27 protein-coding genes and 1 pseudogene are annotated in these 21,963 nt (G+C 43.0%); 21 read left to right on the top strand and 7 right to left on the bottom strand.

Going from position 1 to position 21,963, the window contains the following annotated elements; genetic code table 11:
• Window positions 1–125 precede the first annotated feature (125 nt).
• The 9 genes and pseudogenes from L3V45_RS12640 to L3V45_RS12610 all read left to right on the top strand — a co-directional run bounded on the left by L3V45_RS12640 (window position 126) and on the right by L3V45_RS12610 (window position 6,257).
• Window positions 126–938, top strand: coding sequence for a Cof-type HAD-IIB family hydrolase (locus L3V45_RS12640; RefSeq protein WP_003152808.1), 813 nt, complete (start codon window positions 126–128; stop codon window positions 936–938).
• A 33-nt stretch (window positions 939–971) separates the two neighbouring features.
• Window positions 972–1,775, top strand: a complete 804-nt coding sequence (locus L3V45_RS12635; RefSeq protein WP_003152810.1) for an HAD-IIB family hydrolase — start codon at window positions 972–974, stop codon at window positions 1,773–1,775.
• Window positions 1,776–2,015: 240 nt separating this feature from the next.
• The gene (locus L3V45_RS12630) at window positions 2,016–2,300 is read left to right on the top strand and encodes a DUF2651 family protein (protein WP_082181312.1); all 285 of its coding nucleotides are present in this window, start codon (window positions 2,016–2,018) and stop codon (window positions 2,298–2,300) included.
• A 196-nt stretch (window positions 2,301–2,496) separates the two neighbouring features.
• Window positions 2,497–2,997, top strand: coding sequence for a DinB family protein (locus L3V45_RS12625; protein WP_003152812.1), 501 nt, complete (start codon window positions 2,497–2,499; stop codon window positions 2,995–2,997).
• Window positions 2,998–3,138: 141 nt separating this feature from the next.
• Window positions 3,139–3,660 carry a streptothricin N-acetyltransferase SatA gene (satA, locus tag L3V45_RS12620; protein WP_003152814.1) on the top strand — a complete coding sequence of 174 codons (522 nt, stop codon included), beginning with the start codon at window positions 3,139–3,141 and terminating at the stop codon, window positions 3,658–3,660.
• 113 nt (window positions 3,661–3,773) lie between these two features.
• Entirely contained in the window at window positions 3,774–3,836 is a 63-nt protein-coding gene (locus L3V45_RS19670) for a tetracycline resistance efflux system leader peptide (RefSeq protein WP_134816631.1), read from the top strand.
• A gap of 33 nt (window positions 3,837–3,869) precedes the next feature.
• Window positions 3,870–5,246, top strand: a complete 1,377-nt coding sequence (gene tet / locus L3V45_RS12615) for a Tet(L)/Tet(K)/Tet(45) family tetracycline efflux MFS transporter (RefSeq protein ID WP_003152815.1) — start codon at window positions 3,870–3,872, stop codon at window positions 5,244–5,246.
• 98 nt (window positions 5,247–5,344) lie between these two features.
• Window positions 5,345–5,564: pseudogene (locus L3V45_RS19595) on the top strand (hypothetical protein).
• 156 nt (window positions 5,565–5,720) lie between these two features.
• Window positions 5,721–6,257 (top strand): ATP-binding protein, encoded by a 537-nt coding sequence (locus tag L3V45_RS12610; RefSeq protein ID WP_003152819.1) that lies wholly within the window; start codon window positions 5,721–5,723, stop codon window positions 6,255–6,257.
• A gap of 438 nt (window positions 6,258–6,695) precedes the next feature.
• Here the strand turns inward: L3V45_RS12610 and L3V45_RS12605 are convergent, their stop codons facing one another.
• From L3V45_RS12605 to sigK, 4 genes are all read right to left on the bottom strand, one after another.
• A complete protein-coding gene (locus L3V45_RS12605) occupies window positions 6,696–7,577 on the bottom strand; it encodes an AraC family transcriptional regulator (protein ID WP_234949404.1) in 882 nt (293 codons plus the stop codon).
• Between the two features lie 656 nt (window positions 7,578–8,233).
• Complete coding sequence (locus L3V45_RS12600) at window positions 8,234–8,761, bottom strand: PadR family transcriptional regulator (protein WP_234949403.1); 528 nt, start codon at window positions 8,759–8,761, stop codon at window positions 8,234–8,236.
• Window positions 8,758–9,600, bottom strand: a complete 843-nt coding sequence (locus L3V45_RS12595) for a sialate O-acetylesterase (RefSeq protein ID WP_095315588.1) — start codon at window positions 9,598–9,600, stop codon at window positions 8,758–8,760. The genes L3V45_RS12600 and L3V45_RS12595 overlap by 4 nt, the downstream gene beginning before the upstream one ends.
• A gap of 473 nt (window positions 9,601–10,073) precedes the next feature.
• On the bottom strand, window positions 10,074–10,799 hold the full coding sequence (gene sigK / locus L3V45_RS12590; protein ID WP_020956104.1) for an RNA polymerase sporulation sigma factor SigK: 726 nt from the start codon (window positions 10,797–10,799) through the stop codon (window positions 10,074–10,076).
• Between the two features lie 456 nt (window positions 10,800–11,255).
• Between sigK and L3V45_RS12585 the strand changes: the two genes are divergently transcribed.
• Window positions 11,256–12,512, top strand: a complete 1,257-nt coding sequence (locus tag L3V45_RS12585) for an MFS transporter (RefSeq protein WP_207579561.1) — start codon at window positions 11,256–11,258, stop codon at window positions 12,510–12,512.
• A 279-nt stretch (window positions 12,513–12,791) separates the two neighbouring features.
• Here L3V45_RS12585 and L3V45_RS12580 read toward each other — a convergent pair whose 3' ends face one another.
• Entirely contained in the window at window positions 12,792–13,418 is a 627-nt protein-coding gene (locus L3V45_RS12580) for a TVP38/TMEM64 family protein (protein WP_003152841.1), read from the bottom strand.
• A gap of 235 nt (window positions 13,419–13,653) precedes the next feature.
• On the opposite strand from L3V45_RS12580, the gene L3V45_RS12575 reads away from it, so the two are divergent.
• The 3 genes from L3V45_RS12575 to L3V45_RS19520 all read left to right on the top strand — a co-directional run bounded on the left by L3V45_RS12575 (window position 13,654) and on the right by L3V45_RS19520 (window position 15,398).
• On the top strand, window positions 13,654–14,388 hold the full coding sequence (locus L3V45_RS12575; protein WP_236837020.1) for a polysaccharide deacetylase family protein: 735 nt from the start codon (window positions 13,654–13,656) through the stop codon (window positions 14,386–14,388).
• A gap of 69 nt (window positions 14,389–14,457) precedes the next feature.
• Complete coding sequence (locus tag L3V45_RS12570) at window positions 14,458–15,189, top strand: SGNH/GDSL hydrolase family protein (RefSeq protein WP_003152845.1); 732 nt, start codon at window positions 14,458–14,460, stop codon at window positions 15,187–15,189.
• A 74-nt stretch (window positions 15,190–15,263) separates the two neighbouring features.
• Window positions 15,264–15,398 carry a hypothetical protein gene (locus L3V45_RS19520; RefSeq protein ID WP_003152848.1) on the top strand — a complete coding sequence of 45 codons (135 nt, stop codon included), beginning with the start codon at window positions 15,264–15,266 and terminating at the stop codon, window positions 15,396–15,398.
• Window positions 15,399–15,530: 132 nt separating this feature from the next.
• On the opposite strand, the gene L3V45_RS12565 is transcribed toward L3V45_RS19520, so the two are convergent.
• Entirely contained in the window at window positions 15,531–15,671 is a 141-nt protein-coding gene (locus tag L3V45_RS12565) for a sporulation histidine kinase inhibitor Sda (protein ID WP_003152850.1), read from the bottom strand.
• Between the two features lie 357 nt (window positions 15,672–16,028).
• Between L3V45_RS12565 and L3V45_RS12560 the strand changes: the two genes are divergently transcribed.
• From L3V45_RS12560 to L3V45_RS12525, 8 genes are read left to right on the top strand one after another with little or no spacing between them, the layout of a single operon-like run.
• Window positions 16,029–16,547, top strand: a complete 519-nt coding sequence (locus tag L3V45_RS12560) for a YqeG family HAD IIIA-type phosphatase (RefSeq protein ID WP_003152852.1) — start codon at window positions 16,029–16,031, stop codon at window positions 16,545–16,547.
• Between the two features lie 2 nt (window positions 16,548–16,549).
• Window positions 16,550–17,650 (top strand): ribosome biogenesis GTPase YqeH, encoded by a 1,101-nt coding sequence (gene yqeH / locus L3V45_RS12555; RefSeq protein WP_014305454.1) that lies wholly within the window; start codon window positions 16,550–16,552, stop codon window positions 17,648–17,650.
• Window positions 17,651–17,669: 19 nt separating this feature from the next.
• Window positions 17,670–18,512: a shikimate dehydrogenase gene (gene aroE, locus L3V45_RS12550; RefSeq protein WP_003152856.1), complete on the top strand. Its 843-nt coding sequence runs from the start codon at window positions 17,670–17,672 to the stop codon at window positions 18,510–18,512.
• Window positions 18,506–18,796, top strand: a complete 291-nt coding sequence (gene yhbY / locus L3V45_RS12545) for a ribosome assembly RNA-binding protein YhbY (protein ID WP_003152858.1) — start codon at window positions 18,506–18,508, stop codon at window positions 18,794–18,796. Before aroE ends, yhbY begins: the two co-directional genes overlap by 7 nt.
• A 10-nt stretch (window positions 18,797–18,806) precedes the next feature.
• Window positions 18,807–19,376, top strand: coding sequence for a nicotinate-nucleotide adenylyltransferase (locus tag L3V45_RS12540; protein WP_003152860.1), 570 nt, complete (start codon window positions 18,807–18,809; stop codon window positions 19,374–19,376).
• Window positions 19,366–19,947, top strand: coding sequence for a bis(5'-nucleosyl)-tetraphosphatase (symmetrical) YqeK (gene yqeK / locus L3V45_RS12535; protein ID WP_003152863.1), 582 nt, complete (start codon window positions 19,366–19,368; stop codon window positions 19,945–19,947). The genes L3V45_RS12540 and yqeK overlap by 11 nt, the downstream gene beginning before the upstream one ends.
• Window positions 19,944–20,300 carry a ribosome silencing factor gene (gene rsfS / locus L3V45_RS12530; protein ID WP_003152864.1) on the top strand — a complete coding sequence of 119 codons (357 nt, stop codon included), beginning with the start codon at window positions 19,944–19,946 and terminating at the stop codon, window positions 20,298–20,300. Before yqeK ends, rsfS begins: the two co-directional genes overlap by 4 nt.
• Complete coding sequence (locus tag L3V45_RS12525; RefSeq protein WP_014305450.1) at window positions 20,297–21,034, top strand: class I SAM-dependent DNA methyltransferase; 738 nt, start codon at window positions 20,297–20,299, stop codon at window positions 21,032–21,034. Before rsfS ends, L3V45_RS12525 begins: the two co-directional genes overlap by 4 nt.
• A gap of 68 nt (window positions 21,035–21,102) precedes the next feature.
• Here L3V45_RS12525 and comER read toward each other — a convergent pair whose 3' ends face one another.
• The gene (comER, locus tag L3V45_RS12520; protein WP_014305449.1) at window positions 21,103–21,924 is read right to left on the bottom strand and encodes a late competence protein ComER; all 822 of its coding nucleotides are present in this window, start codon (window positions 21,922–21,924) and stop codon (window positions 21,103–21,105) included.
• Window positions 21,925–21,963: the final 39 nt, after the last annotated feature.

Here is a 21,963-nt window from a genome sequence, read left to right as displayed (position 1 = left end):
ATTCAAAACAAGACGTCAGCCAATGATTTACGGTGCAAAACAACTGCGGATATAATTCGTTCATACGCTTATGCATGATCTCTTCAAGGGTCTCTGACAAAAGCGGCCGAAAAAAGGAGGACAATATGAGTATCAAACTGATAGCGGTTGATATGGACGGAACGTTTTTGAATGATGAAATGGCATATAACAAAGAGCGTTTTATGAATCAGTATCGTGAATTAAAAGCGCGGGGAATTAAATTTGCCGTAGCAAGCGGAAACCAATATGCGCAGCTTACATCCTTCTTTCCGGAAATCAAAAGTGAAATCGCTTTCGTTGCCGAGAATGGCGCTTTCGTCGTGAATGCCGGAGAAGAATTATTCGCGGGTAACATGTCTGAAGACACTATAAAAGAAGTGATCCGTGCTTTAGAGCAGTATGAGGTGAAAAACGTCATTGTCTGCGGAAAAAAAAGCGCGTATATTCATGAAAATGCCAGTGAAGATGAATATCTGCATGCCAGTAAGTATTATTATGTGTTAAAAAGGGTGCCGCATTTTGAAAACATCGATGATGACATTTTAAAATTTTCCATCAGTTTTCCCGCCGAACATTGTTCCGCACTTCTGAGGCATTTAAAAGACGCCATCGGGTCTTTCGTCACGCCTGTATCAAGCGGGCACGGTGACATAGATCTGATCATACCGGGGCTTCATAAAGCAAGCGGGATTAGGCTTCTCCAGAAACAATGGGGGATAAATGATGAAGAATGCGCGGCCTTCGGAGACAGCGGCAATGATTTGGAGATGGTGTCTGCCGTGAAATACGGAGTCGCTATGGATAATGCGCAGGAAAGCATTAAACAGGCCGCGGCGCATATCGCGCAATCAAACAATGAGGAAGGGGTCTTAAACGCGATTGATTCCATTCTCAAATGTGAAAAACCCTTTGTCTGAAAAAAGACATTTTAACTGCGGAGGTGCTGAACGATGATTAAATTAGTGATTACGGATTTAGACGGCACATTTTTAAATAATCAAGGCGATTTTGACAGAACGTTATTTGAAAAGACAAAACGAGTAATGGAGGAACAGCATGTCGCTTTCGCCATCTGCACCGGGAAACAGTGTGAAAGGGTGGAAGCCTTATTCGGAGAAGACGCGAAAGATTTTTGGATTTTAGGAGACAGTGCCGCACGTATGAAAAAGAACGGCAAATTCGTATATGAATCTTTGATCAGCAATAAAGCCGGACTGTCAATTATAGGCGCTTTAGAAAAAATCAGCTGCGGGCACACCATTATCGCGTGCACAAAAAAAGGCGCGATCGTAAAAGAAAATCTGTCTGAAAGTGAAATGAAATATGTAAATGCCTCTTATGCACATGTAACGAAAATAACTGATTTTACTAAGATAAAAGACGATTTTATCAAGATTACGGTTCATGACCCCGACGCCAACTGTCCGGAAACGAGAGAAAAGCTGCATGAATTTTTTCACCAATTATATATCGTAGCATCAGAAGATACCTGGATGGACATATCAAATATCGGAATACATAAAGGATCAACAGTACAAGAACTGCAGCGATTATTAGGGGTTTCGGCTGATGAAACAATGGCATTCGGAGACGGCCGCAATGACAAAGAATTGATGGAAGCGGCATCCTACAGCTTTGCGGTTAAGAACGCCGTTGATGAAATAAAAGATGCGGCGCACTTTGTCATCAAATCAAATGACGAAAGCAGCGTCATGCACACGATTATGAGAATATTAGCGCTGCAAAAACAATGAGAAAGCAGATCGGCTAAAGCCAATGCGGCAGGGCTTACTAGGAAAAGAAAAAGCGGGCTATCCTCCGACTTTAAATCACTCCTGATTTTCCGAAAATATGTTAAAAATGAATAAATATCTATATTTGACCCAATTGTATTGGTATAATATGTATAAAATGAATGAAACGGCGTAATATCAAGATGAAATAAATCACTTCATATCATTTGATATCAGACAAAAAGTAGGAACTTCCTCGTTTTGAAATTGGGAGGTGTTTGTATTAGCCCGCTGTTGAGTCCCGCGTATATCATTCTCATTTTTCTTCCAACAGCTTCTTTTCTGTTAGGGATTTTAGGATATTTCATCTTCAAAAAAGTATGGATGATGGTTGTTATTGTATTCATTTTGTCCTTGATATTTATGTTTATTGTAATAGGTGCCGAACCGACATTTTTCATTTGGGTGGCTATGATGACGGGGAGCTGTTTTATCTCCGGTTCAATCACTAAGACGGTATGGACTTTTGTAAAGCGAAAATATTAGACACTGAAGAATCCTGTTTGAACAGCTATCCTTTTTTGCCGATTGAAGAAAAGGAAGTATAGAGTGATCTGTTTGTTCTTATATTTTGTCTGTTATTGTATTGTCTGTCTATCGTTTTGTTCTTTTTTAACTAAACGGAGCACTATAATTGAACTGCAGATACATAGAAATACAAAAAAGGATAAGGAGGATTTTTATGTTTCAAACCTTAGACCATTTTTTGAAATCTTGGGAATTCGAAGCCGATGCGACACAAAAACTGCTGAATCATCTGACTGATGAATCACTTAAACAAGAAATCACTTCACAACATTGGACTTTAGGCCGTATTGCATGGCATACTGTCGCGGCCATTCATATCATTACCTCGAACACAGATTTAACGTTCCACGCTCCGGCTGAAGATTATCCTGTTCCTGCATCGGCGCGGTTTATTGCTGAGAGTTATCATCAAGCCAGTAATGCATTTGTGCAGGCGTTAAAAACGCAATGGACTGACGATACACTTCAAGAATGTGTCAACTTTATTGGTCAGCAATTGCCGAATGGTTCACTTTTGATGTTTTTAATTCAACATCAAAACCATCATCGAGGACAAATGACTGTCCTTATGAGACAAGCAGGTTTACCTGTTCCGGGTATTTATGGTCCGGCAAAAGAGGAATGGACAACATTTGGTTTGGAAGCTCCGAAATAGGATGTTGTTGTAAGGGCTCGAACGAATAGATGATACCAATCGATGTTGGTATCTTTTTTGTTTTAGTCTTCGTGACATGCAGACGAATCAACAGTTCAAAAGGTGTAAAGTGAGTTCAATAACTGCAGAAAGGCGATTATGATGATAACTAAAATGACTCAATTCAATATGAAAGACTTCTATAAACCAAACGAACCTTTCGTTGTTTCAGGGAGAATCATCCCTTCATTTGAAAACAATGTTTGGACATATACAGAGGAGAAATTTGCTGAACCTTATGTCAAAAAATATGACGATGAAGACATTGATGTCAGTTATATTGAAGAAGCGGATAAAGTTGTCTTTTTTTATTACGCAGAGAACGACTGTGTCGGCCGGAGTAAGCTTCGTTCTAATTGGAATGGATACGCACTGATTGAAGACATTGCCGTTGCAAAAGATTATAGAAAAAATGGTGTCGGGACGGCTTTATTACATAAAGCGATTGAGTGGGCAAAGGAGAATCATTTATGCGGTCTTATGCTTGAAACACAAGATATTAATGTTTCAGCTTGTCATTTTTATGCCAAAAATAACTTTGTCATAGGAGCGATCGATACAATGCTTTATTCCAATTTTTCAACAGCAAATGAAATTGCGGTTTTTTGGTACTGTAAATTTTAAATATAACAGTATTTGATGTTTCGTCATTTAGCGGGTGTGTGCCGCAAAGTATTCAAAACATCGGCTTGAGGATTTATAATAAGGTATATCAATCAATGCAGGGGGAGTTATGTATGAAGTGCAAAAAAATGAACAGGGTACAATTAAAAGAGGGAAGCGTATCAATGGCCCTATAAACTGCGTCTGCCCTCATTAATGGAGGGAAATTTGTGAATACGCCTTATTCACAGTCAGCTTTACGGCACAACCAAGTGTTCATTTGGCTTTGTGTTCTGTCATTTTTCAGCGTATTAAATGAAATGGTTTTGAACGTCTCGCTACCTGATATCGCCAACGATTTTCATAAACTGCCAGCGAGTGCAAACTGGGTGAACACGGCCTTTATGTTAACCTTTTCCATCGGAACTGCTCTGTATGGGAAGTTATCAGATCAGCTGGGCATCAAAAAACTGCTCCTATTTGGAATTATGGTAAATGGCTTCGGGTCGATCATTGGATTTGTCGGACACTCTTTCTTTCCTGTACTCATTCTGGCCCGATTTATTCAAGGGGCTGGTGCAGCCGCATTCCCGGCTCTTGTGATGGTTGCAGTAGTACGCTATATTCCGAAAGAAAACAGGGGTAAAGCATTTGGTCTGATCGGGTCGCTGGTGGCAATGGGGGAAGGTGTCGGACCAGCTATTGGCGGAATGATCGCTCATTATATTCACTGGTCATATTTGCTGCTTATTCCGACAGCAACAGTTATCACCGTTCCATTCCTGATGAAACTGCTGGAAAAGGAAGAAAGAATCAGCGGGCGCTTTGATATGACGGGGATTATATTAATGTCTGCAGGCACCGTATTTTTTCTGCTGTTTACAACGTCATATAGAATGTCTTTTCTGATCATCAGTATTCTGGCTTTCCTGATATTTGTGAAACATATTAGGAAAACTCAAGATCCCTTTGTTGACCCTGCACTGGGGAAAAATGTTTTGTTTATGACGGGCGTCCTTAGCGGAGGCCTGATATTCGGCACTGCTGCAGGATTTGTGTCTATGGTTCCTTATATGATGAAAGATGTTCACCATTTAAGTACTGCGGCAATTGGAAGCGGGATTATGTTCCCCGGGACGATGAGCGTCATCATCTTCGGTTACATTGGAGGATTGCTTGTTGATCGGAAAGGTTCTTTGTATGTGCTGACCATTGGGATTGTATTGATGTCTTCCAGCTTTTTAATCGCTGCCTTTTTCATAGATGCGGCACCTTGGCTTATGACCGTCATAATCGTTTTTGTTTTTGGGGGGCTCTCCTTCACAAAAACGGTTATATCTACAATTGTGTCTGGCAGTTTGAAACAAAAGGAAGCCGGCGCCGGAATGAGTCTGCTTAATTTTACGAGCTTTTTATCAGAGGGAACGGGTATTTCGATTGCAGGCGGTTTATTATCGATCAGCTTGCTGAATCAAAGGCTGCTGCCTGTTAACGATGATCATTCCGCTTATTTGTACAGTAATATGCTCATTCTTTTTACAGGAATCGTTGTTATGAGCTGGCTGGTAACCATGAATGTCTATAAACGTTCGCGAAGAAATGACTAAAAAGGGAAAAGGATCAAACTTGATAAAAGTTTTGATCCTTTTTTTAAGGAGCTTCCTTATTACGGAACCTTTTGCCGATCAATGAAAGGGGAGTTAAAGTGAATTACATTTATAAGAAAAAGGAAAAGAAAAATGGAAAATTGTATCATTTCAATCAGAGATAAATGGGAGAATGCACTTATTGGGTCTGAACAAAAAAATAATCAAATTGAGATCGTAATCAATTACCGCAACGAGAAAACAACCAAGTTTTCACTGCCAATCGAGACTTTTGAAAAAGTGTATGAGGATATTAAAATAGGCCGGAGAGAAAGTTAATCACTGTTTGAAAATGACTATGAAGTTCGTAAGCGGTATGGTTTTAACCGCATCTGGATTCCCCTGGCAAAGTAAAGGTTTTTGGGGATTTATGTCAAAATAATAGTAAGTATCTTATGCAACAGGGAGTTTGGTTGCTTCATAAGGAGGGGAAGTATGAAAAATAAGATTCACATATTGGGAGCCTCTGGTGTCGGAACGTCAACATTGGGTGTTGCATTATCAAAGCATTTGCCGCATACGCATCTTGATACTGATGATTACTATTGGACAGATAAATTCACTAAAAAAAGAGAAATCCCTGAAAGAAGAAAGTTGCTTGAAAAAGACTTGACAATAAATGAGAAATGGATTCTTTCTGGCGCAGTGTGCCGCTGGGGCGATGATCTAAAAAGTTATTTTGACCTAGTCATCTTCTTATGGATTCCGCAGGACATACGGCTTGAGAGATTAAGGCATAGGGAATTTCAGCGTTATGGAAACGAAGTGTTAGCCGGCGGCAGTAAATATGAACAATCAAAAACATTTTTAGAGTGGGCTTCTTTATATGATCATTCCGGAATGGAAGTTAGAAGCAAAGCTTTACACGAACATTGGATGGCGGATTTATCTTGTCCATTGTTAAAAATTGAAGGAGATTACTCAGTCAATGAAAGAGTTGATCGTGTCTTGGATTATCTGAATTCTAATTAAACTAACGGATGGAGATAACTGCAAATTGAAAGACAGTTCCGGCCATTTTAACGGAGCTGTTTTTTTATACCGCCTTCAGTTTGTCTGTTGTGAAGTGATTTATTTCCGGAAAGAAGCAGCGGAATTAATAGAAAACTCACTTCGGGAAACCGTGAAGGCAGGAATCAAAACGGGAGACTTGGCGGTCAATCATCAACGTCAGACTTTGGGGAAGAATTGCAGAAATGATCGGACGTTAAGGCGGAAAATAAGAAGTGAGAAGCAGATCATCAAAACGCAATACACCTCAATTTATATTTTCAGTAAGATCGGCTCTGCTCATTAAAAAACTCAATTCGAAGATTAGTGGCATCAATATTGCCGCAGATGGGGTTAGTGACATAAAGAGGAAGGGATAAGACCCCTTCCTTAAAACCTTTAATTCCTCTAATTTCATTGTCAGATATATTCCTTTTTTGAAATGGGTATCCAAATTTCACTTTTAAAAGATGGCGATGTTACATCCTTATGCTCGTTCCACAGGATTTCTGGGCCTTCAATTTGTTCATAATGTGACGATGGAAACCATTCGGAATAAATCCGCCCCCATACTTCCTGCAGTGCATCCGGAAATGATCCGGCTGCTTCGAATACAGCCCATGTTGAGGCAGGGACTTCAAGCTGTGATAGGTGATTTGGGCAATGTTTCGTTGTGGCTGCGCCAATATAGTGATCAAGCTCTCCGTTTTCCTCTGTCCGGCCTTCAGAAAAGTTCGTGGATGCACTGATGAGCCCTGCAGGCGCTGCATTAGAAAGCTCTTTTAGTTGTTTGATTGCTGCTTCATCTAAACTTTCCCACATCGATGCAATGTCAGGATTCACGCCTTTGAACAAAATAGGGACTCTTTTTTTAATGCCGACGATGCGAAATGCCTCTTTTTCTTCAATGCGATAGTTCATTTCATTTCCTCCTTTGATTGATAACTGGAAGGTCATTCGCGGATAAGCTTTAAGTGAATGGCCATTATGTTTAGCTTCTGATGGGTTTATGCCATGCAGATTTTGAAATGCTCGTGCAAAAGAATCTGGTGAGTGATAACCGTATTTTATTGCAAGATCAATCACCTTTACGCTTCTGTCTTTAAGTTCAAAAGCTGCAAGAGTAAGACGTCTGCGGCGAATATATTCCGATAATGAAATACCTGTAAGGAAGGAAAACATCCTTTTAAAATGATATTCAGAGCAGAAAGCAAGCCTTGCTGCTTCTTTGAAATCAATAGCGTTCGTGAGGTTTTCTTCAATATACGTTAATGCGCTGTTCATCCTTTTAAGCGAATCCATTTATTTGACCTCCTTTAACAAAAGAATAACAGGAGCGAAATGTATCTGCCCGACATTTCGTGCACAGTTTTGCAGGATAACTTATATGTAATAAATTAAGTTACTCACCTGTATTTGTACAGATAAAGAAAACATCTAATAACTGGTTGGGTTTCATAAGATGAAAGAAAGTTATCATTGTTTTATATTGAAAAGAAAATAGAAAAAGACGGAGTTTTCTTGCGGGAGGGGTTTACTATCAATCAATTGAAAGCTGCATACGCGGAGGCAGTTAAAAAATTTTAGTTGATGTCGAGAACGATGTTCATCTTCACTGCTTGTTCAATTAGAGGAAGTGATTCTTCCTTAAGGGAGATCACTTTTTTTATTCGACTAAAGCAGCAGTTTAGCGGAAGAAGGAGAAAATCAGTTGACTTACTTGATACTGAATAGGTGGTGAAAAGTGGTTATTCATACGGATTGAAAAAGAAGAACGCGCAGCAGATTCACTTGCTCTTGTTGGGGGGCAAGTGTTGACAACCCTATTAGCTGGTTTAATTAAAGAAGGGGTATAAAACCTGTATCAATAATGTTACTAGATATCTGCGACACAGGTTTTATATTTAGCTAAAATATTCTTATATATTCCACATTGCATTTTTTTATTATGCAATAGTTCACTCTATTTCTGCTTTCAATTTTTCGAACCACTCTAAATTAACCAAGTGATGTGAACGGGAATTTTCATTCATACGGCGAAAGTAATTGATTGTGCCGGGAATTTCTTGAGTGATGGACAGGTATTCATCAAGGAGCTCGATTCGAGTTTTAGTCTGATCGATTTGTGATTGGATCAGATCCAGTAATTTATTTTTGTCGATTTCATCGGCAAAGAGTAACGCCCCATAAAATTGCAGGTTCACATATTCCGATTTGGTGCCGTATTTGATCATTAATTTTTCAAATTCTGCCCTTCCCGAATCTGTGACTTTAAAGTTACGGATTTCACGCCCGCTGGTTGAGGGTTTCTGCTGAATCTGTTCAATCAAACACTTTTCTTCAAGTTGCTGCAGATTGTAATAAAATGAACCTTTCGTAAAGTTAACAATGTATTTGTAATGACGTCTTTCCATTAAGGCCAGAAGGTCATAGCCGTGAGCTCCGGGGTTTTGGATGAGCAAGCCAAGGATAAGTAAGGGAATCATGGTTTCATCACCTTCGCCATCCGCGCCTCAAATTCCGCGTACGTGATTTTACCCGAAGCCAAATCCATACTATGAAGGTAAATCTGTTCTGTTTTAGAATAGTCACCATTCACTTTCAGTGATTGCTCCTCTCCCGAAATGGGTTTCAGGATATGGTGCTTTTTCGAAAAAGCCTCGAAATAGCGGTAACCGAATTTGCGTTGTGAAGCTGCGTCTAAATGAATGCCATCAGGATTCGCAGTCAAACCTGCAGCAGTAACAAAATAACAATTCTGTTGTTCATTAGCAAAACGCAGCAATTGTTCATTAACCTGTCGAAATTCAGTCGCGTGCTGTCCAAAACCGGTCTTCCCAAGAAAGTCACCAAGCCCTCCAATAATCAACGGTACATCATCAAGTTTCAACTCGTTTCTTAGCGTCTCAATGATAAGAGTTAATTTCTCGTAATAAGTTTCATGCAGCAAACGATAACTGTCACTCTCACCTTGGTGCCAAAGGATTCCGCAAATTTGACTGGATTGGAGGGCGAAGCGGGCTTCGGACAAAGCATGCTGAAAAAGGATGCCTTCCGGATGCCAGTCATTCAATGAACTGCCGCCTTCCGCACAAGGGATCAAGCCAATTTCTTCATCGGGATGAGCTTTCGACCAAGCATCTGCAAAAGATGCCGCCAAGCTAACGCCGGAAACCGGACGGTCGTAATTAATCGGCTCTGTCATCATCTGCCACTGTCCATTGCGCAGCATTTTAATTTTTTCATTATAGATAGGGTCTACTTCATTCAAAAATCCACGGCCCGCCATATTCGACTGCCCCAACATTAAAAAAGACTTTATCATCTGATTTTTCACTTCTTTACATCAATATTTTAGTCTAATTAGACTATAGTCAATTCAGCTTGTCTTGTAAAGTTCTAATAAGGTTTTACTTTTATTAGTAGTATGTATGAAAAGCAAACTAACATTGAAAATTTGGTGGATGTATTTGAGAAATAGCAAGTTCTTTTGCTTTAGATCTTGATAAACAATGAAAAACAACAAAAACCCTGTCATGTAAGGGTTCCTATGAGGTTCAAAATCATTTTTCATAGAAAATACATTCAATGATGGGGGTGAGCCCAAATGAAATGGATTGTTAAAAAGGGAGGGCTGTGTTGAAGGGGTTAAATATCAATAAAAAAATTATTGAAAAGGTTAACGATTGTACCAATTCTATTCATTTGTTATGTTTTACTTTTAAATCCTGAAGTTATACTTGAAGAGGAATGTCCTAAAATGCAGAAAAAGCCGGGATGTCAGATCCGGCTTTTCGCTCACTTTCCTTTCTTCTTCCGCTTCTCCTTTTCCGCCCGGTAAAACTCATGAAACATCTTCATCAATGCGCGTTTTTCAATCCGCGACACGTAACTCCTTGAAATGCCGAGCTCCTTTGCGATCTCGCGCTGCGTTTTTTCTTTTTTTAAATCAAGCCCGAAGCGGCCGACGATGACTTCTTTTTCGCGGTCGTCTAAAATATCGATATATTTTTTGACCTTTTCAAGTTCCATGTTGAGCTGAATGGTGTCGATCACATCTTCGCTTTCCGACTTGAGAACATCAATCAGGCTTATTTCATTCCCTTCTTTATCCTGGCCGATCGGGTCATGAAGGGAGACGTCTTTTTTCGTTTTTTTCAATGCGCGCAGATGCATTAAAATCTCATTTTCAATACATCGTGCGGCATATGTGGCAAGCTTCGTGCCTTTTCCGGCTGAGTAGCTTTCAATTCCTTTGATCAGCCCGATTGTACCGATGGAGATCAGATCTTCTGCGTCTTCTCCCGTGTTTTCGAATTTTTTTACAATATGGGCGACTAAACGGAGATTGTGTTCGATCAGCATGTTGCGGGCGTGTTCATCGCCTTCAGCCATAAGGTCTAAGTATTTTTTCTCCTCACTATTTGAGAGCGGTTGTGGAAAGGCATTATTTTTCACGTATGATACTAAAAACACGAGTTCTTTCACAATAAACCCGAGCGCTGCAAAAACACCTGTCACCATCCTCACCTCCACAAAGTTATGTAGGCAAAAGCCTATATGTAACTGTATGTGGCAGTCAGGCTGTTTGTGTCTGTACAGGGAAATTAATCAAAGGCAGGTTTTATTTCTTACAGCCTCTTGATTTTTGCTGATTGAGCCTGTATATTGTTAAAAAAAGTAAGGGTGAAAAGAATATAACGAAAAGCGCTGAAGAGACGAGTAGACAGATATCATTCATGACAGAGAGCTCCGGGAGCTGTGAAGGAGTATGAATGGATGTGTTGAAACAAACCTCTTAGCTTCGCATCGGAATCATGAAAAACGAGGATGATGCGGCGGATACTCCTGTTACCGAGTAAGCTTTGTACCCGGCAAGAGGCCGGCACCAAACCGAATTGAGGTGGCATAGCGGGCTGTTTCCCGTCCTCAAGACTTTATTGTCTTGAGGGCGTTTTTTATTTCTAAGGGAGGGATAAGATGAAAAACCTGAAGTCTTGGCGGTACCCGATGCTTCTGTTAACCGGAATCGGGATAGCAAATATTGGTGAATGGATTTATTTTTTGTCTCTTAATCTTATTGTTTTAAAAGAAACGGGGTCTGCTTTTGCGGTTTCCATCCTTTATTTAATCAGGCCTGCGGCTGTTTTGATGACAAATGGGTGGGCGGGCAGCATCATCGACAGGTGTAACAAACGGAATATGATGATGTCGCTTGATTTCATCCGGGCTGCATTCATTGCCGTTCTGCCGCTGATGTTTACTGTAAGGTCTTTATTTTTCATTTATTGTATCGTGTTTTTGATTCAAATGGCCAATGCGATGTTTCGTCCGTGTTCCATGGCGTATGTGACGATGCTTATTCCGGCTGAAAGGAGAAAACGATTCAATTCACTAAGGGCTTTGTCGGAATCAGGGGCTTTTCTCCTCGGGCCGGCTGCGGCCGGGCTGCTTTTTATCGCCGGCACGCCGATTTTTGCGATTTGGGTGAATGCGGCGGCTTTAGTGCTGTCCGGTTTCATCACGATGATGCTGCCGAACCTTGAAAATGAGCCCCACGTACATTCTCCCGCACGGAAGCTTTCTTTGGCAGTGTACAAAGAAGATTGGAAGCTCGTCTATCGCTTCAGCCGAACGGCGCGAAATGTCATGATCATTTATTTTTTATTCAGTCTGGTCATGACCGTTATGCCATCCGCGCTTGATTCGCTTGAAGCCGCTTTTTCAAAAGAAGTTCTTCAGCTGACTGATGCCGATTACGGTTTTCTTGTCAGTGTCTCAGGGGCAGGCATTATTGCGGGGGCGCTTGTCAATGTAATCTTTAATAAAAAAATGCCGGCTTCTTTATTGATGGGAATGGGCTCTTTATTCACAGCGGCCGGATATATGATTTATGCGTTTTCTGACGTTTTTTGGACGGCTGCTTTCGGATTTTTCCTTCTCGCTTTTTTTCTGGCGTTTGCCAATACAGGCTTTCTGACGTTTTATCAAAAGAATGTTCCGGTGGACATCATGGGGAGAGTGGGGAGCTTTTATTCATTAGTCGAAGCCGTCTTCATTATATTGGTAACGGCGGTTTTCGGAGCGGCGGCTGTCGGTTCTTCCGTCCGCGTCATCGTCATCGCAGGGGCTGCTGTTATGCTGGCGTTGGCAGCCGTTTTATGCTCGTTCTTATTTGCGGCCTCAAAAAGGAGGACTCCCGATGTGTTTCAAGCGGATCAATTTAAAGAAACATAAAGAGACGGCCGTTTCATTTCGTGAGGATGAGTATCTCAGGTGGCTGTCATCCCAAATCTAATGCTCACCCGACAATTTTAAGCTGCTTCTTCATAACGGGCAGCCGATCGGACAGCTTGAAGCTTCCATCAACTTTTACCGCAGCCAAAAAATCGGTTATGTGCACCTTTACTGAGCAGCAAAGAGAACGCGGAACGAAGCTGCATCAATTTAGAATTAAACGGAAAAGTTCTCAGAATGAGAGGAGCCGTACCGCCGGAATAGGAGGCGGTACGCGCTTCATTTTTTCGTTGTTTTTAAAAGACCGGGAAACTTCTTATAAATGACCGCCATTAAGACGAGCATATACATTCCGTAAATCCCGAAAGACAGCAGTTTGTTGCTTGTAAATGAAGCGCCTGCGACGGTCACGATCACAATGTTCGGAATTTTGCCGAGCACCGACGCAGAAAAAAAGATCGGCCATCGTATATTACTCAGCCCGCAGACGGTATTCATGGCAAGCGACGGTATAATCGGAATGAGCCGCCCGAAAAGCACCGCCGTAAACGCGTGCTGATGAAATGAACCTTCATATTGAGCCGCGGCCGGGTAAGCCACCAGTTTTTTTCTGGCCCAGTCTCTGAATCCGTACCGGACGAGAAAAAACAATGCCATTGTTCCGAGCATTGCGCCTGACAATGTAATCCACACTCCGTTTACAATCCCGAAAACCGCTCCGTTTAAGGCCGCGATAATGGCGAATGGAACGATCGGAAAAAATACGTCAGCTGCGACCAGAAGGATACTCATAAGCACGGCGTACATGCCGCCCGCGCGAATCATGCTGAGCCAGACGTCTTTTTGCATAAAGCCGATCATCACGACAGCAATGATGACGGCAAGACTGAATCCCTTTTTTATCATCTGTACGTTCACCTCTTTTCAATTAGTATACAGCACAAATCTATCTCCTTCTATTAAAATAAGCTGTCCGATAAGCGTACTTGTTTATCAGCATTTGCCGTTTGATGAGAAACGGCTGGCAGCCGGGTTTGGACAAAAACATGCGGGAAGCGGGTGATGTGCATCATTTGATGCAGAGAATGATTTTATACAAAAGGGGACACGTTAACAGTAGTGTTTACTGGAGGTGTAAACGTTGAGATGCTTTCGTCTGATCATCATGATATGCGTCCTCACGGGTCTCACTGCCGTGTCCGCCGATGCGAAATCTTTAAAAAGAAGTGACATGGAGAAGACGGGAAACGTGTACTGGGATATAAGGTCTGAAAAAAAGAAGCTATCTTTAACCTTCGATGACGGCCCCCATCCTGTCTATACGGAGGCTGTGTTAGACGTGCTGAAACAGCACAATGTTAAAGCAACCTTTTTTTGTATCGGGAGCCGTATAGACAAATACCCCGTAACGGCAAAACGCATCGTTGAAGAAGGGCATGAAATCGGCAACCATACGATGAACCATGTTTATTTTCACCGTTTAAAACGCAAAGACATTTTACAAGAGCTTCACAGCTCCGCGCATCATATCAGATCGCTGCAGCCGGAAGGGGACAAGTTATTCCGCCCGCCGGGAGGGTCGCTGAATCATACGGCTTTCAAAAGCCTCTTAAAAGAGGGCTATCATATCATCATGTGGTCATGGAACCAAGATCCGAGAGACTGGAAAAGGCCCGGAAAAGGAAAAATCGTCAGGCACGTTGTTTCACATGCCAGAGATGGAGATATCGTTCTTCTGCATGACGGCGGAGGAAACCGGCGCCAGACGGTTGAGGCTTTGAAAGAAATCATTCCCCAGCTGAAAAAGCAGGGCTACACGTTTGTTAAGGTCTCGGATTTGATCGGACAGGATTCCGGTCCTTTTCATATCCAGTAAAGAGAGCGCCGCGTTGAAAGCCGCCAAAGAGATGTGTACCATAGGAGGTAAGGTTTGGGGGGGGAGAAAATGAAGTTTGCTGTTCTTTTTATTACGATAACCTGTCTGTTATCAGGATGCGCTGCGGGCAAAGAGAAAAGTGTTGTCGCGTTCGGCGACAGCAATACGCGCGGTTCCAACTGGGATTATCGTGATTATCCGAAGGCGCAGCAGTGGGTAAACATTTTAAAAACAGCGGAACGCGGCCGTCTTACGGTTATAAATGCGGGAATAGGCGGCCAGACGACTGAGGATGCGCGCCTGCGCTTTCAAAGCGACGTGCTGGAGCGTAAGCCCCAATATTTATTTATCATGTTCGGAACAAATGATGCGGGCATTTTGACGGGAGATCAGCCGCGAGTATCAAAGAAACGGTTTAAAGAAAACCTGACTTATTTCATAAACGAAAGCAGAAATCACGGCATAAAGCCGATTTTAATGACGTGCATCCCGGTTATAGAAGGAAACGGAACGCATCATCTCTATTACTATTCGAGATATAAAGCCTCAGCCTTTAAAGAAAAAGGCGGCGCGAGAACATGGCATAATTCCTATAACGGCGTTACGAGGCAGGTTGCAGCTGAGTTGAAAGTGCCGCTGGTGGATAACTGGAAACACTTTATACGCGCGGACGGCGGCAAAGATACAGACCGGGCGCTGATCCAATCCGGACTGATAGATCCCTCCGGAAATCATATGACGCCAAAAGGCGCAAGAATCTTAATTGAAGGCATAAAAAATGGGCGGGTTTTGGAACGCTGACGCCGTCAGCTGCCTAAACCGTTTTGCTTCTGCTTCATAGGCTGTAGAAAAAACATCTTTTGGAGGCGATTGCTATGAACCGCGGTTTCCCTCCGCAATATCCTGTATGCCCGCCTCCTCGGGTGAATGCGGGGTACTGGTACGCATTTTTTGTTGTGCTGCTCGTCGTCATTCTCGTTCTGGGCGGTCTGTATTGGTTCAATATATAGCAGCCGTTCCTCTTAAACACCTCTATTTTAGGGGTGTTTTTTGTTGAAAGTGGTAGTAATGCGCATAACCGAAGTGATATAATATCAGTCATCTGAGTAAAAAAAGGAAATTCGCCCGGGAATTTTTTCTGTTTAAGAAGAAACGGAAATAATGTGTCCGAGCGATCTTCTTTTGATTTCGTTTTCAATTAACTCGATAAATTCACGGCTCAAATTCATTTCATTGGCTTTGAAATAAGATTCTATTAGTAATTCATCAGAAAGCTTTCTCATGCCGGGGACCCAATTAATGGGAGTGGCACCTCCTTACAATTGTAATCAATCATCAGACGCAAGCATATGATGGAAGGTTGCGTTTCAATCATGGTGAGGTTATCTTTAATCTACCATGAAATACAAATAAGAACAATCGTTCTGTTATCCACACTCGTAAGTGGATAACTTGTTAGTATCTTGTTTATAATCTGGATAAATCCGGATGTAATAAGAGTGGATAATGTGTGTAATTTTATCCACAACTGGTGAAGAAACCCAATTTTTGTCGAAATTTTTTTACTGAGTCCGACTTTGTTTTTAAATCTGACAGGTTTCGACATATAGATGATAGAAAGAAAAGGAAGGGTGCGGGTTTTGTTAAAAAAGTTTTTTTTACCTGACGAATTTGTGAAAAATATATTTCATATCACACCGGAAAAGCTCAAGGAACGCAATGTGAAAGGGATTATTACAGACCTTGACAACACGCTTGTGGAGTGGGACAGACCGAGTGCGACACCTCGATTAATCGAGTGGTTTGAAGAAATGAAGGAGCACGGCATTAAAGTCACGATCGTCTCCAATAATAATGAACGAAGAGTGAAATTATTCTCGGAGCCGCTTGGCATACCGTTTATTTATAAGGCAAGAAAACCGATGGGGCGCGCCTTTAAAAGAGCTGTCAGCAGCATGGAGCTGAAAAAAGAAGACTGTGTGGTCATCGGCGATCAGCTGCTTACTGATGTTCTCGGCGGAAACAGAAACGGGTATCATACGATCCTCGTCGTGCCTGTCGCTTCCTCTGACGGAGTCATGACGCGCTTTAACCGCCGGATTGAACGGAGAATATTGAGTTCTTTGAAACGTAAAGGCCATATTCAGTGGGAGGATTAGGAATGGAAAAGGTTGTTTGCATCGGCTGCGGAGTAACGATCCAGACCGAGGATAAACAAGGTCTCGGATACGCGCCAAAGGCATCGCTCACGAAGGAGAATGTCATTTGTCAGCGCTGCTTCAGACTGAAAAATTACAATGAAATTCAAGATGTTTCATTAACGGATGATGACTTTTTAAATATCTTGCACACAATCGGCGATACTGACTCTCTAATTGTCAAAGTCGTTGATATTTTTGATTTTAACGGAAGCTGGATAAACGGGCTGAACCGCTTTGTCGGCGGTAATCCGATCATTCTTGTCGGTAATAAGGCCGATATCCTGCCGAAATCCGTAAAGCGGGAACGGCTCGTCCAATGGATGAAACGCGAAGCGAAAGAATACGGCTTAAAACCCCTTGATGTCTTTTTAATCAGCGCTTCCCGCGGACAAGGGATGAAGGAAGTCATTGACGCCATTGAACATTACCGCGAAGGGCGCGATGTGTATGTGGTGGGGTGTACCAATGTCGGCAAATCCACATTTATCAACCGGATTATTAAAGAGGTCTCAGGGGAAGAGAATATTATTACCACCTCTCAATTTCCGGGCACGACGCTTGATGCGATTGAAATCCCGCTTGATGACGGATCTGCGCTTTATGATACGCCGGGAATCATTAACCATCACCAGATGGCGCATTACGTGGACAAGCGTGACTTAAAGGTGCTGACACCGAAAAAAGAACTGAAGCCGCGCACTTTTCAGCTGAATGAAAAACAAACGCTTTATTTCGGCGGGCTTGCCCGGTTTGACTATGTATCAGGCGATAAAACGGCGTTTGTATGCTATATGCCGAATGAATTGATGATTCACAGAACAAAGCTTGAAAATGCTGATGCCTTATACGAAAAGCATGCGGGAGAACTGCTTACCCCGCCCGGAAAAGATCATTTGGATGAATTTCCGGAGCTTACGGCCCACACGTTTACGATTAAAGAAGGAAAGACGGATATCGTTTTTTCCGGACTCGGCTGGGTCACGGTGCAGCAAGCAGATAAAAAAATAACGGCATACGCTCCGAAAGGCGTACACGTATTTGTCCGCCGTTCATTAATATAGAGAGAAGGGGAGAGGGAGCATGAAACAATTGTACGGAGTAATCGGAAATCCGATCGGGCATTCAATGTCACCCGATATTCATAACGCGGCTTTGCAAGATAAGAACATCAACGGGCAGTATTTTGCGTTTCAGGTGGAACCTCATCATCTCAAGGACGCCGTTAACGGAATCAAGGCGCTTGGCATCTGCGGAGTGAACGTCACAGTCCCGCATAAAGTCGCGATCATGGAGCATCTGGATGAAATACATGAAAGCGCGAAAGTACTCGGGGCCGTAAATACCGTCAAAAGAGAGGGAGACAGGCTCATCGGGTATAATACTGACGGAGATGGGTTTTATAAATCCTTAGTCAAAGTATTGGACAAACCGATATCAGAGCTCTCCATCCTCATGATTGGGGCGGGAGGGGCGGCAAGAGCGATTTTTACGACGATCGTCCGCAGAGAGCCGAAACAATTTGACGTTTGCAACCGCACGCCGGAAAAAGCGGAAAGTCTGATTGCGGCTGCTCCCTCTTTTCAGCAGAAACGCGCCCTTACTTTAAAAGAAGCTGAAAATCAGCTTGAACAATATGACGTCATTATTCATACAACATCTGTCGGCATGTATCCGAAAACGGATGCCGTGCCGCTCTCATTGGAACGGGCCAAAACGGGCGCCATCGTTTGTGATATCGTATACAACCCGATTCAAACGGCGTTCTTAAAAGAAGCTGAAAAAAGAGGTTTAACAACCCTTGACGGTGTCGGCATGTTTGTGGAACAGGCTGCACTGTCTTTCAAGCTGTGGACGGAACAAGAGCCTGACAGCGGCTTAATGAGAGCAATTGTTGAAGGAAAACTAGGAGGAACACAATGTTAACAGGAAAACAAAAACGGTTTTTGCGTTCAAAAGCGCATCATTTAACGCCTATTTTTCAAGTGGGAAAAGGCGGAGTCAACGAAAACATGGTGAAACAGATTGCCGAGGCTTTAGAAGCAAGAGAGCTGATTAAAGTCAGCGTGCTTCAAAACTGCGAAGACGATAAAAACGATGTCGCAGAAGCCCTTGTGAAAGGCAGCCGCTCACAATTGGTGCAGACGATCGGAAATACGATCGTATTGTATAAGGAATCAAAGGAAAATAAACAAATCGAGCTTCCGTAAGGTGGTTGACATGAAGAAAATCGGAATATTCGGGGGCACATTTGACCCTCCGCACAACGGACATCTTCTGATGGCTAATGAAGTCCTTCATCAGGCGGAGCTCGATGAGATTTGGTTTATGCCCAATAAAATCCCGCCGCATAAGCAGAATGAAGACTTTACAGACAGCCGGCACCGGGTGGAGATGCTGAAGCTTGCCATCAGCTCTAATTCCTTCTTTAAGCTTGAGCTTGCGGAAATGGACCGGAAAGGCCCTTCTTATACCTATGATACCGTCCGTTTACTGAAGGAGCGGCACCCGAACGACAAGCTTTTCTTTATTATCGGGGCGGATATGATTGAATATCTGCCGAAATGGTACAAATTGGACGAACTGCTCACGCTCATTCAATTTATCGGAGTGCGGCGCCCGGGGTATCATATCGAGACCCCGTACCCTCTGCTTTTTGCCGACGTTCCGGAATTTGACGTTTCGTCAACGATGCTTAGAGAACGTCTCAAAGCAAAAAAGCCGACGCAATACTTAATGCCGGATAAAGTGAGGCAGTATATAGAGGAGAATGATTTATATGAATCGTGAGGAAGCACTTGCCTGCGTCAAAGAACAGCTGACCGAGCATCGCTACATCCACACAATCGGCGTGACAGATACGGCGGTTATTCTCGCAGGCCGATTCGGAGCAGATCCGAAAAAAGCGGAAATGGCGGCTATTTTTCATGATTATGCAAAATTCCGGCCGAAAGAAGAAATGAAGCAGATCATCGTGCGGGAAAAAATGCCGGCTGAGCTCTTGGATTACAATGCCGAGCTGTGGCATGCCCCTGTGGGAGCGTATTTGGCTGAGAAAGAAGCGGGGATCACTGATCCCGAGATCTTGGATGCGATCCGCTATCACACGTCAGGGCGTCCCGGAATGACCCTTTTAGACAAAGTCATCTACGTTGCGGATTACATTGAACCCGGCCGCCACTTTCCCGGAGTGGAAGAGGTGCGCCGTCTGGCGGAAACAGATCTGAACGAAGCGCTCATACAAGCGATGAAAAATACAATGATATTTCTGATGAAAAAAAACCAGCCGGTCTTTCCGGAGACGTTTGCAACCTATAACTGGCTGGTGTCTCAAAAACGACAGGAGGAATATGGAAAATGAATCAAGCTTCCGTATTAAAAATCGCGGCAAAAGCATGCGACGATAAACGTGCAGAAGATATTTTAGCGCTGGACATGGAAGGAATCTCACTTGTAGCGGATTACTTTTTAATCTGCCACGGGAATTCTGATAAACAGGTTCAGGCCATTGCGCGCGAAATTAAAGATCAGGCAGAAGAAAACGGCATTGATGTCAAAAAGATGGAAGGGTTTGATGAGGCCCGCTGGGTTTTAGTTGATCTCGGCGACGTCATTGTCCACGTTTTCCATAAAGATGAAAGAAGCTACTATAATCTTGAAAAGCTATGGGGCGACGCGCCGCTCGCAGAGCTTGAACTCGGCTTGAACTCATGATCTACCAAGGCTTCGCCGGTGTATATGACGAGTTAATGTCCCATGCGCCGTATGATGAATGGGCGGGCTGGATCGAAGCGTCTCTTCCGGAAAAGGGAAGGGTGCTTGATCTTGCCTGCGGAACCGGAGAAATATCCATCAGGCTTGCTGAAAAAGGCTGCGAAGTCACGGGGATTGATTTGAGTGAAGATATGCTGAGCTGTGCCCAGCAGAAAAAAACGGGAAAGCCGATTCTTTTTCTCCAGCAGGATATGAGAGAGCTTTCCGGTTTTGAAGAACAGTTTGATGCCGTAGTCATCTGCTGTGATTCCCTAAATTACTTAAAAACGAAAAATGATGTCTTAAGCACCTTCAAAAGTGTTTTTCAAGTTTTGAAGGAGGGCGGCCTGCTTCTGTTTGACGTCCATTCCCCGTATAAAATGACGGAGCTTTTTCCGGACAGCACCCATGCGGATCAGGATGAGCAGATCAGCTATATCTGGCAAAGCTTTGCCGGCGATGAAGAGCTTTCTGTCATCCATGATATGTCCTTTTTCGTATGGAACGGACAATCTTATGACCGCTATGACGAGACGCATGAGCAAAAAACATTTTACATTGAAGAATATAAACAAATGCTTGCAGAGACCGGATTTGAATTGAAGAAAGTGACGGCTGATTTTACAGACCGGCCTCCTTCAACAGAGTCTGAACGTCTTTTCTTTACGGCAGGCAAACCAAAAACCATCGTTTAAACGGAACGATGGTTTTTAAAATGCATTTTTTGCGATTGGCGCGATAAAGCTCTTTATGGCATACTCAGTTACACGTGAAATTGCTTCTTCACTAACGATATATCTTCATCGTATTTGTCATGTGTACGCTGAAAGACACGATTGAACATATCCTGAACGCCGCTTTCGAGAGCCTTCAGTCCTTCTCCGGTGACGCCGCCTTTTACGCATACTTTTTCCTGCAAGGCGGGAAGCGTGTAATGCCCCGTTTCAAGAAGCTTTCCGAGACCGACAAGCATTTCTGTCGACATAATCACGGCTTCTTCTTTGGTGATGTCCGTTTCTTCCACTGCCGCGTCAATAAAGCGCTGAACGAGATAACTCATAAAAGCGGGCCCGCAGCTGACAATGTCTGACGCCGCTCTTGTAATGCCGCTGCTGATTTCCACAGGTTTTGAAATATGAGTGAACAGCGTTTGAATATCCGCTTTTGCAGACTCGCTGCAGCTTTTGCCGAACGTAACAAGCGAGACGCCGGCCAAGGCGCGGTTCGTAATGCTCGGAATGACGCGGGCCGTCTGACACGGAACCGTATGTTCAATCTGATCCGTCTGAACGGGGCTGGTAATGGAGATTAAAATGTGATCTTTCCGTAAATGCGGTGTGAGTTTTTTCAGCAAAGGATATATATCCAGCGGTTTTACACAAATGAATATGATTTCATTATCCTGTACGAGCTTTTCCTGATCCTCGGTGACGTGGATGCCGCTGAAACGTTCTTTTAGTTTTAATGCTTTTTCGATTGTTCTGTTTGTGATGGTGATATGTGAGGGATCGGCAGCGTTTGATTCGATAAACGATTCAATCAGGATCGTTCCCATGTTTCCGGTGCCGATAAAGCCTATTTTCAATGAATTCCCCTCCTTTTTCCCTTAATCCTCTAAACCTTA

It is taken from the genome of Bacillus sp. R45 (assembly GCF_021729365.1).
Classification (GTDB): domain Bacteria; phylum Bacillota; class Bacilli; order Bacillales; family Bacillaceae; genus Bacillus; species Bacillus velezensis.
The sequence above is the reverse complement of the archived record's forward strand: the minus strand, read 5'-3'. Positions and strand labels throughout refer to the sequence as shown.

Excerpts from the sequence above, each read along its gene's own strand:
- L3V45_RS12605 (WP_234949404.1), bottom strand. The coding sequence starts at position 7,577 with ATGGATTCGCTTAAAAGGATGAACAGCGCATTAACGTATATTGAAGAA.
- L3V45_RS12610 (WP_003152819.1), top strand. The coding sequence starts at position 5,721 with ATGAAAAATAAGATTCACATATTGGGAGCCTCTGGTGTCGGAACGTCA.
- aroE (WP_003152856.1), top strand. The coding sequence starts at position 17,670 with ATGAAACAATTGTACGGAGTAATCGGAAATCCGATCGGGCATTCAATG.
- L3V45_RS12595 (WP_095315588.1), bottom strand. The coding sequence starts at position 9,600 with ATGATAAAGTCTTTTTTAATGTTGGGGCAGTCGAATATGGCGGGCCGT.
- sigK (WP_020956104.1), bottom strand. The coding sequence starts at position 10,799 with ATGGTGACAGGTGTTTTTGCAGCGCTCGGGTTTATTGTGAAAGAACTC.
- L3V45_RS12640 (WP_003152808.1), top strand. The coding sequence starts at position 126 with ATGAGTATCAAACTGATAGCGGTTGATATGGACGGAACGTTTTTGAAT.
- L3V45_RS12565 (WP_003152850.1), bottom strand. The coding sequence starts at position 15,671 with ATGAGAAAGCTTTCTGATGAATTACTAATAGAATCTTATTTCAAAGCC.
- rsfS (WP_003152864.1), top strand. The coding sequence starts at position 19,944 with ATGAATCAAGCTTCCGTATTAAAAATCGCGGCAAAAGCATGCGACGAT.
- yhbY (WP_003152858.1), top strand. The coding sequence starts at position 18,506 with ATGTTAACAGGAAAACAAAAACGGTTTTTGCGTTCAAAAGCGCATCAT.
- L3V45_RS12625 (WP_003152812.1), top strand. The coding sequence starts at position 2,497 with ATGTTTCAAACCTTAGACCATTTTTTGAAATCTTGGGAATTCGAAGCC.
- L3V45_RS19520 (WP_003152848.1), top strand. The coding sequence starts at position 15,264 with ATGAACCGCGGTTTCCCTCCGCAATATCCTGTATGCCCGCCTCCTCGG.
- yqeK (WP_003152863.1), top strand. The coding sequence starts at position 19,366 with ATGAATCGTGAGGAAGCACTTGCCTGCGTCAAAGAACAGCTGACCGAG.
- L3V45_RS12585 (WP_207579561.1), top strand. The coding sequence starts at position 11,256 with ATGAAAAACCTGAAGTCTTGGCGGTACCCGATGCTTCTGTTAACCGGA.
- satA (WP_003152814.1), top strand. The coding sequence starts at position 3,139 with ATGATAACTAAAATGACTCAATTCAATATGAAAGACTTCTATAAACCA.
- L3V45_RS12525 (WP_014305450.1), top strand. The coding sequence starts at position 20,297 with ATGATCTACCAAGGCTTCGCCGGTGTATATGACGAGTTAATGTCCCAT.
- L3V45_RS12580 (WP_003152841.1), bottom strand. The coding sequence starts at position 13,418 with ATGATAAAAAAGGGATTCAGTCTTGCCGTCATCATTGCTGTCGTGATG.
- L3V45_RS12540 (WP_003152860.1), top strand. The coding sequence starts at position 18,807 with ATGAAGAAAATCGGAATATTCGGGGGCACATTTGACCCTCCGCACAAC.
- L3V45_RS12600 (WP_234949403.1), bottom strand. The coding sequence starts at position 8,761 with ATGATTCCCTTACTTATCCTTGGCTTGCTCATCCAAAACCCCGGAGCT.
- yqeH (WP_014305454.1), top strand. The coding sequence starts at position 16,550 with ATGGAAAAGGTTGTTTGCATCGGCTGCGGAGTAACGATCCAGACCGAG.
- L3V45_RS12635 (WP_003152810.1), top strand. The coding sequence starts at position 972 with ATGATTAAATTAGTGATTACGGATTTAGACGGCACATTTTTAAATAAT.
- L3V45_RS12570 (WP_003152845.1), top strand. The coding sequence starts at position 14,458 with ATGAAGTTTGCTGTTCTTTTTATTACGATAACCTGTCTGTTATCAGGA.